At 46.0% G+C, this 7,691-nt stretch carries 7 protein-coding genes; 4 read left to right on the top strand and 3 right to left on the bottom strand.

The features are described from left to right. The first annotated feature begins 111 nt into the window (after positions 1–111). Both B4C70_RS00790 and B4C70_RS00785 read left to right on the top strand, forming a co-directional pair. On the top strand, positions 112–669 hold the full coding sequence (locus tag B4C70_RS00790; protein WP_023466728.1) for a hypothetical protein: 558 nt from the start codon (positions 112–114) through the stop codon (positions 667–669). 125 nt (positions 670–794) lie between these two features. Beyond that, entirely contained in the window at positions 795–1,352 is a 558-nt protein-coding gene (locus tag B4C70_RS00785; RefSeq protein ID WP_290776336.1) for a nitroreductase family protein, read from the top strand. 120 nt (positions 1,353–1,472) lie between these two features. On the opposite strand, the gene B4C70_RS00780 is transcribed toward B4C70_RS00785, so the two are convergent. From B4C70_RS00780 to B4C70_RS00770, 3 genes are read right to left on the bottom strand one after another with little or no spacing between them, the layout of a single operon-like run. After that, the gene (locus B4C70_RS00780) at positions 1,473–2,675 is read right to left on the bottom strand and encodes a CDP-glycerol glycerophosphotransferase family protein (RefSeq protein WP_214728874.1); all 1,203 of its coding nucleotides are present in this window, start codon (positions 2,673–2,675) and stop codon (positions 1,473–1,475) included. 31 nt (positions 2,676–2,706) lie between these two features. Beyond that, positions 2,707–3,732 carry a ribitol-5-phosphate dehydrogenase gene (locus B4C70_RS00775; RefSeq protein ID WP_214728876.1) on the bottom strand — a complete coding sequence of 342 codons (1,026 nt, stop codon included), beginning with the start codon at positions 3,730–3,732 and terminating at the stop codon, positions 2,707–2,709. Continuing rightward, a complete protein-coding gene (locus B4C70_RS00770; RefSeq protein WP_056064491.1) occupies positions 3,729–4,442 on the bottom strand; it encodes an IspD/TarI family cytidylyltransferase in 714 nt (237 codons plus the stop codon). The genes B4C70_RS00775 and B4C70_RS00770 overlap by 4 nt, the downstream gene beginning before the upstream one ends. 298 nt (positions 4,443–4,740) lie before the next feature. Here B4C70_RS00770 and B4C70_RS00765 point away from each other — a divergent pair, with 298 nt between their 5' ends. Together B4C70_RS00765 and B4C70_RS00760 are read left to right on the top strand one after the other, a co-directional pair. Beyond that, positions 4,741–6,507, top strand: a complete 1,767-nt coding sequence (locus B4C70_RS00765; protein WP_290776333.1) for a CDP-glycerol glycerophosphotransferase family protein — start codon at positions 4,741–4,743, stop codon at positions 6,505–6,507. Beyond that, on the top strand, positions 6,504–7,565 hold the full coding sequence (locus B4C70_RS00760; protein ID WP_290776331.1) for an acyltransferase family protein: 1,062 nt from the start codon (positions 6,504–6,506) through the stop codon (positions 7,563–7,565). Before B4C70_RS00765 ends, B4C70_RS00760 begins: the two co-directional genes overlap by 4 nt. Positions 7,566–7,691: the final 126 nt, after the last annotated feature.

The following is a 7,691-nucleotide window of genomic DNA, read 5'->3' as shown; positions in this document are numbered from 1 at the left end:
TTTTTTGAGTCAGCCTCTTTTCTTATACTTTACGAAAAGTTCTTCTTTGCACTTCAGCCTTAAAATCGATACACTAGGGACAATGAGTTTCATATCTAAAGGAGATGCTTTATGGTTGCCTTTCTGCAATTTTATGCGTTCATCTTTGCTTGTTGTTTTGCTTGGCAAGTTGGTCGACCATCCCCTTGGTCACAAAAGATCGTTCGTGCCTTTTTAACAAGTGTCAACGGGCTCTTCGTATTCGCACGTGCCTCGATTTCAATCTTTTTATTAGTTGGACCACTATTACTCGTCACTTATCTTGTCTTCCCACGGTTAATCGCTTTTGAAAATGGTTTGGCAATGGTGATCAGCGTGCTCGTCATCGGACTGGTTGATCGTCTCGTCAGTCTCGTCGTCCTGCCACTCATGCGTTCCTTTTTCTTAAAACGTCAACGCGTCATGCCACAATCGGTGGAAATGGTGCTTTATACGATGGCAATGGCTGTCTTGCTCTTCATTCAGCTTCATGCTGTTCCCGGCGTTCAAATTCATGTAGCGTTAACGATTTTCCTTGGTTTTACGATCTATTTCGCCCATTATCTATTTGCCCTATATCGGATTCGTCTTATGAAAAAGAAACTAACGACTGTTGCTCAAGATCAAGACGAGGAACGAAAAGCCTCTTAATCCGAATGCAACGAAAGATGATTTCCTCTCGGGAATCGTCTTTTTTTGTTTTCTGACAAATAACGTTGACAATGATAATCGTTATCATTTATAGTGAAAAAGTACTCAGTGAGGAGATGAAACGGATGCATGCCCAACAAGTGATTGAAACACGCCGGTCGATCCGGTCTTATACGGAACAATCCGTTCCGATCGAATTGGTAGAAGCATTACTCGACACGGCGATTTATGCCCCGAATCATAAATTACGAGAGCCTTGGCGCTTTGTTCTCGCAATCGAAGACCGACAAACACGGTATGTCGATGCCTTGATGGAATTACTGACAGCGCGTGGTCAATTCGAGACGAAAACGTCTGAACAACGTCAACAGGCTGAACAAAAATTACGGGAAGTCCCGGTTTATTTAACGGTACTTTGTCAGGTACAAGGGACACCGGATCAACAGCTAGAGGATACACTTGCAACAGCTGCGATGATTCAAAATCTGCAGTTAGTAGCAACAGAACGAGGTCTTGGGTGTTGCTGGAAGAGCGGAAAACACTGGTTCACACCAGAGTATGCCTCACTCGTTGACGCTTCTGAAAACGAACGCGTTCTCGGCGTCATTCAAATCGGCTGGCCTGCCATCGTTCCACCTGTCAAACCTAGAACGTCCGCAAAGGACAAGTTGACGCACTTTTAAGAGGTGCGCATTCTGCGAGCTACCCCTGCTCGCGCCAATCAAGCCCCAATTCAAAAATAAAAACGTTCCGATGACGTCTCTCTCCCCAAACGGAGACGCAATCGGAACGTTTTTCTGTATTCACACTGGTGTTTTCGTATAGACAGGCGCCTCTGGAATCGTGTCATATAACATATGGTCGACGATTCGTTTGGTCGCTTCTCCGTCCTGATACGTAAAGAACTGATTCGCAAATGTCTCGATTTTCTGTGTATCGAATTGCCCACGTTTAATCCAAGCAATGACGTCTTCGAACGTCGACACGATTGGTCCCGGTACGAACGTTTCATATGGGAAGTAGAAATCGCGTTCTGCTTTATACGACTGCAGATCGTTGACGAGAAAAATCATCGGCTTCTGCAACAAGGCAAACTCGAAGATGACAGACGAATAATCCGTAATCAGAATATCCGCAATTTGCATCAGATCATTGATGTCCGGATAGTCTGTCATGTTAATGATTTGATCCGCATACGCGTCCGGTACGACGGGTGGATTGAGAACAAACGGGTGCATGCGAAGCAAGAGCACTGTATCCGGTCCAAGCTCACGACGGAACTTCTCAAAATCGAGCTCTTGATCGTAATGTGCCGTTGTCTGTCCATTTCCTCGGAACGTCGGCGCGAGTAAGATGATTCGTTTTTTACGCCATTCTGGATATCGGTCATACAACTTTTCTCGAACACGGGCTTGGCGTGCTGTGTTCAGTAGCTGATCCGTCCGTGGAACTCCTAATGGATAGATCCGTTTCTGCTCCATTCCGAAAGCATCCGCATATGGTGCAACACACGCTTCACCGGAAACATAGACCTTGCTATAATTCCGGTGAATCTGGACCATCTTCAAATAATCGTCATCCGGCGAATAGGATTTATCAAGCACACTATAACCAAACTTTTTAAAGGCTCCACAAGCATGCCATAGCTGAATGACTTCTGTTCCTTTCCGTAAGGACGACACATAGACAGGGTAATAATAGTCATCAATGATGAAGTAACGAGCAGTCGCTAATTCGTACGTCGCCCGCATCATATGAAAGACGTATTGGATTTGCCCCGCCAACGATTGAGGGAATCGCTTTAACAAAAAAACGTATTCATACCCTAAGTCGCGTCGTTCGAGTTCATCGTAGACGGCACGAAAGTTATCGACAAGACGATCGGAACGATACGTCGCAAAGACGACTTTTTTCGGTTGAATCGGTAACCGTTTCGTCAACCAGTACGTCATAGCAAGCAGATAGTGAACCGTCCGTCGTTGCAATAACCGAATTTTTTGTTTCATAGACGATTCTCCTCTTTTTCAGCGCACATCGTTACATGCACCATTCCATGACCGTCTTTCCGAACCGGTTCGTCAAATCGTTTTCAAACGCTTTATGAATATCTTCGATTTGTCGAATTTGGAATACGCCTGAAACCAGGTTCGATAAATAAGCTGGAATATCAGGATGTGCTTGATACAATTCCATCGTCCGTGCGAAATCAGCCGGTGTACTCCGACTTGAACCGTAGACACGAAGTCCTTTTTCAAGAATCATCCGAGTGTTGATCGCGACGGCATCCTCTGATACGCCAAGTAACGCCATCGTGCCTTCCGGAATGATGTAGTCGATCATCTGATTGATCGCATATTGACTGCCAATTCCCCCGACACATTCAAAACCGTGGTTGAAGGAGACATCGGCTGGAATCTGGTCGATGTGGTACGTCTCGTCTGCAAACGAGAAATAATCAAGCTTCGACTGTGTTTTGCCAAAGACGAGTAATTTCGCTTCCGGATACAACTTACGTAGCAAGAGTGCTGTGATGAAGCCAAGGTTCCCATCCCCCCACACTCCGAACGTCTCCCGACGCGGATGGGCAATCTTTTCGAAACGAGTCAAGGCATGGACCGCTACACTGACGAGCTCAGTGAATGCCGCGACTTCAGGATCAAGATCAGCCGGTACCTCGACAAGGCGATCTGCTTTTAAGAACACATAGTCTTGCATATAGCCATCGTACCCACTCGAACGGAAACGACTCGTACGCAGGTAGTTTTCACCGATGATGTCATCTTCTTCCGTCGGCGTATTCGGCACCATCGCGACGAGTGTTCCTTTCTTGAATGTTCCACTCGGATCATGTACGACTTTTCCGATGCCTTCATGAATCATGGCCATCGGTAATTTTTTCGCTAATACTTCCGCACTACGGCTACCCGTGAAGTAGCGTTGATCCGCGTGACAAATCGACAAATACGTCGGACGCACGACGACACGATCGGTATTCAATGACCGTTCATCATACGTCACTTCGATTTGACGCGGGGCGACGAGTTGATAGACTTGGTTAATCATTGATGAATCCGCTCCTTCAAGATAGCATTCGCAATCCGTAGGTCGTATGGTGTCGTCACTTTAATGTTGAACAGTTCCCCTGTGACGAGCGCGACATCTTCCCCTTTCAGAAGAAGGATCTTACACGCATCCGTCAAAATCGCTCGTTCTTCCGTTGAAAGCGACTCATAATGCGATTTCAACTTCGTGATCTGAAAACTTTGTGGTGTCTGCCCTTGATACATTTGATCACGAACCGGAATATCCGTGATCGTTTTACCGTTCGTTGACGCGACGATCGTATCGATTGCTGAAATGACTGTGTCGCATGAACCGAATTCTTGCGCTGCTTCAATGTTTTCTTTAATGATGCGGTGCGTCAGGAACGGACGGACAGCGTCGTGTGTGACGATGATATCTTCCTCAGACAGACCGTTTTTCTCTTCGATCCAGTTCACCGCTGCCATGATCGATTCATTTCGATCCTGCCCACCCGGTGTAATGACGAGGCGTTCATCTTTTCCAATGTATTTCTCCAAAATATCGCGCGTATAGTTAATCCAAGCAGTCGGTGTGACGATGATGATGCGGTCAAAATCCTCATGTAATAGGAATTTCTCTACTGTATGGACGATGATTGGACGTTCTCCGATCGATAAGAATTGTTTCGGTCGATCGACATTCCCCATCCGTGTTCCTTTTCCTCCAGCTAAAATGGCTGCATAAATCATCTTCTGGCGCAGTGTCTCGTTGGCTCTTCCAAACGAGACGACCTGCTTCCCTCCCTTATGAAATAATCGAATTTCGGTTTTCTTTCCCTAGCGTTCAGGGTATGTGTAACAGTGCAGTCTGTGTTGAAGTATTATTTTACAAAAACACAAAAAAATAAAGAAATCCCTATTAATTTTAATGTCTCACGATATAATGAGTGGTGATTTCTAGTTTCACTATACTATGTTCACGTAAAATTTAAAAATCTATCATGATTGTGTAAATGCATTGTAATTATTCAAGCGAGGAGAGATGGTTTTGATCGAAGAGACACTGACCCCCACTTTACATGCTGAGGTCACCTACTTGGAATTAGCTGGAACGACGTTTCGTTTCGAAGCACGTTTAAGTGGATTGGTTGATTTTTTGCGTGCCGAACAAACGTTATTTGAAAATACTACATCGCAACAGCAACCTGAACTTGAGGAACATGACGATGAGTATATTCAGTCTGAACCTGCCGAAGCATTGGTACCGCTTGAACGTGCCATCGTCTTCCGTAATAAACGAAACAAACGGACGTTCATTTGCCGCTTTCCGTTCGAAGGTGACTGGACGGAAGAGTCCTTTACAGGCGAATTGAACCTGAATCATATCACGCCGACCGGTCGTCCATTGCCGATGGGCTATTTTGACGCGTTCTTCGCCATCGTCCAAGGAAAGACGATCTTACATGAAGCGCCTTTTGGTGATACGCGTTCGTTAATCCCAGTCGCTTACCGCGTCGATACAAAACATAGTAACGCCTTGATCTTACTCGAATATGAACTTGTCGTGCAGTATTCGGAATACAGCAACTCTTTAGGTTTCCATTCCCTGAAGAAAGGCGAATCGAAACGTCTAATCCAAGTCATCGATCGCTATAAGAAGTGGAAGAAGAACATGAAGAAGCGCGCGTTCAAGTTCCGCCGTTTCACATTTAAGGCGATTTATAACGTCACGAAATGGACGCAACCGATCCAAGAGAACAAAGTCATCCTCGCTTCGGATTCACGGAGTGATATCAGTGGGAACTTTGCTTATATCTTAGATGAAGTCAAACGTCGCGATCTTGATCTCGATGTGAAGACCTTCTTCAAACCGAATCTCCAGTCTCGTCGTGATTGGCGTGACAAGTTTACCTTGCCATACCATTTAGCGACAGCAAAGACGATTCTTGTCGATGACTTCTATCCGATGATCTATCCGTTGAATATTCGTAAAGGCAGTGATTTGGTTCAAGTCTGGCATGCCGTTGGCGCCTTCAAGACATTCGGGTACAGCCGTCTCGGAAAACCAGGTGGTCCAAGCGCAAACTCGCTCAGTCATCGAAACTACACGAAAGCCATCGTCAGCTCCCATAATGTCGCCCGTCATTATGCAGAAGGCTTCGGATTACGGGAAGATCAAGTCATCGCGACCGGTATTCCACGGACGGATATGTTCTTCGATCAACCGTTCATCGAGGAAGCAAAAGCACGTATCTATGAGGAATATCCCATCTTCAAGCAAAAGAAAGTCATCATGTTCGCGCCGACGTTCCGAGGAAATGGTGCGAAGAGTGCCTATTATGATTTTGATCAACTCGATCTTGATGCGCTGTACGAAGCACTTCATGAGGAGTACGTCTTCGTCCTTAAACTGCATCCATTCATCCGTCGCCGGATGGAGATTCCAGAAGTCTACGCCGACTTCTTCCTCGATTTGACGGATCATCGTGAAATCAATGAGTTGCTGTTCGTCTCAGACATCTTGATTACGGATTACTCATCAACGTGTTTCGAGTTCTCCCTATTGAATCGACCGATGTTGTTCTTCGCGTATGACCTTGAGGACTATATCTCAAAACGTGATTTCTATTACGACTTCGAGGAATTCGTTCCGGGTCCAATCGTCAAGACATCAGAAGAGTTGATTGAACGGATTAAAAACAAGGACTTCGAAATGCATAACGTCAAAGCATTCGCAGAATATTTCTTTGAACATCAAGACGGGAAATCGAGCGCCCGGTTCGTTGATCAAATCCTGCTGGGTGAGAAAAAATGAATCGCTCCATCAAACCAGTGACCACACCAGCGTACGATCATTGGCTTGGGAACTATAAGGTCTTACTCATCTTCATGGTCGTCTTCGGTCATTTGATCGAGACGTTCCGTGATTTACCGGGAAACGATAGTGTGAGGATGGCGTATAACGTCATTTACTTGTTGCACATGCCCGCCTTCATCTTCATGAGCGGCTACTTTTTCAAACAAGTTCGACCGCAACGCATCCTCGCCTTCGTTGCCCTATATTTCATCTGGCAATCGATTCACGAAATCTATTTGTCCTACACGCAGGATGATTCCTTACGTGAGATGCTCGATGGGTTACTCCATCCGCTCGTTCCGAATTGGACGCTTTGGTATTTGCTTGGAATCATCATTTGGCAAACCGTCACACCGGCATTCCGGGTGATGCGCTTCCCGCTGATCGTGAGTGTCTTATTTGCGTTATTGATCAATGCCAACCCAGATTCAATCACGAACTTCCTGTCGTTACAAAAAGTCGTCAGTTTTTATCCGTTCTTTTTGATGGGTTACCTCGTCAAAGAGCGCGGTTGGCTGACTGACGCCGGCTGGCGAAAGCAGATGACGGCACCGATCGGTCGACTGACCGGACTAATCGTCTCGCTCTTGATTGTCGTCTTCATGATTGTCTGTACAAAAAACGGATTTGATACGGTCTGGCTCTTCTACCGCGACACCTACGGGGAATTTGAAGTCTCGCTTCTGAAGGGAGCAGCGATTCAATTGTTCCTCTATGCTGTCAGTACGATCATGATTTTCTCGGTCTTGTTGCTCGTGCCGCACCGGTCATTTGGAGATCGGTTCGACCAGATCGGTATCCAGACACTTGCGATCTACTTGATTCACTCGTTCATCGTCCGTTTGTTCCGTGATTCGGTTCCACCAGCCATTACGGAATCACCACTGTTACTGATTGGATTGTCCTTCTTGCTCGCTACCGGATTCGTCTGGTTGCTGTCGAGTCGACCCGTCGTGACAATCTTCCGACCGTTGCTGTCACCGAACATCAAATGGTTATTAAAAAAAGAACAATAAGTCTGAACCGGGGCTGACTCAAAAGTCAGTCTCTACAAAGATAAGGGTGGCAGAATGATGATCTGCCACCCTTATCTCGTAACAAAAAGAATGGCGCGTCACACGCCATGATATGCTCCCCAAAAA

The sequence above is a fragment of the Exiguobacterium sp. UBA5002 genome (assembly GCF_002396765.1).
Lineage (GTDB): Bacteria > Bacillota > Bacilli > Exiguobacteriales > Exiguobacteriaceae > Exiguobacterium_A.
The sequence above is the reverse complement of the archived record's forward strand: the minus strand, read 5'-3'. Positions and strand labels throughout refer to the sequence as shown.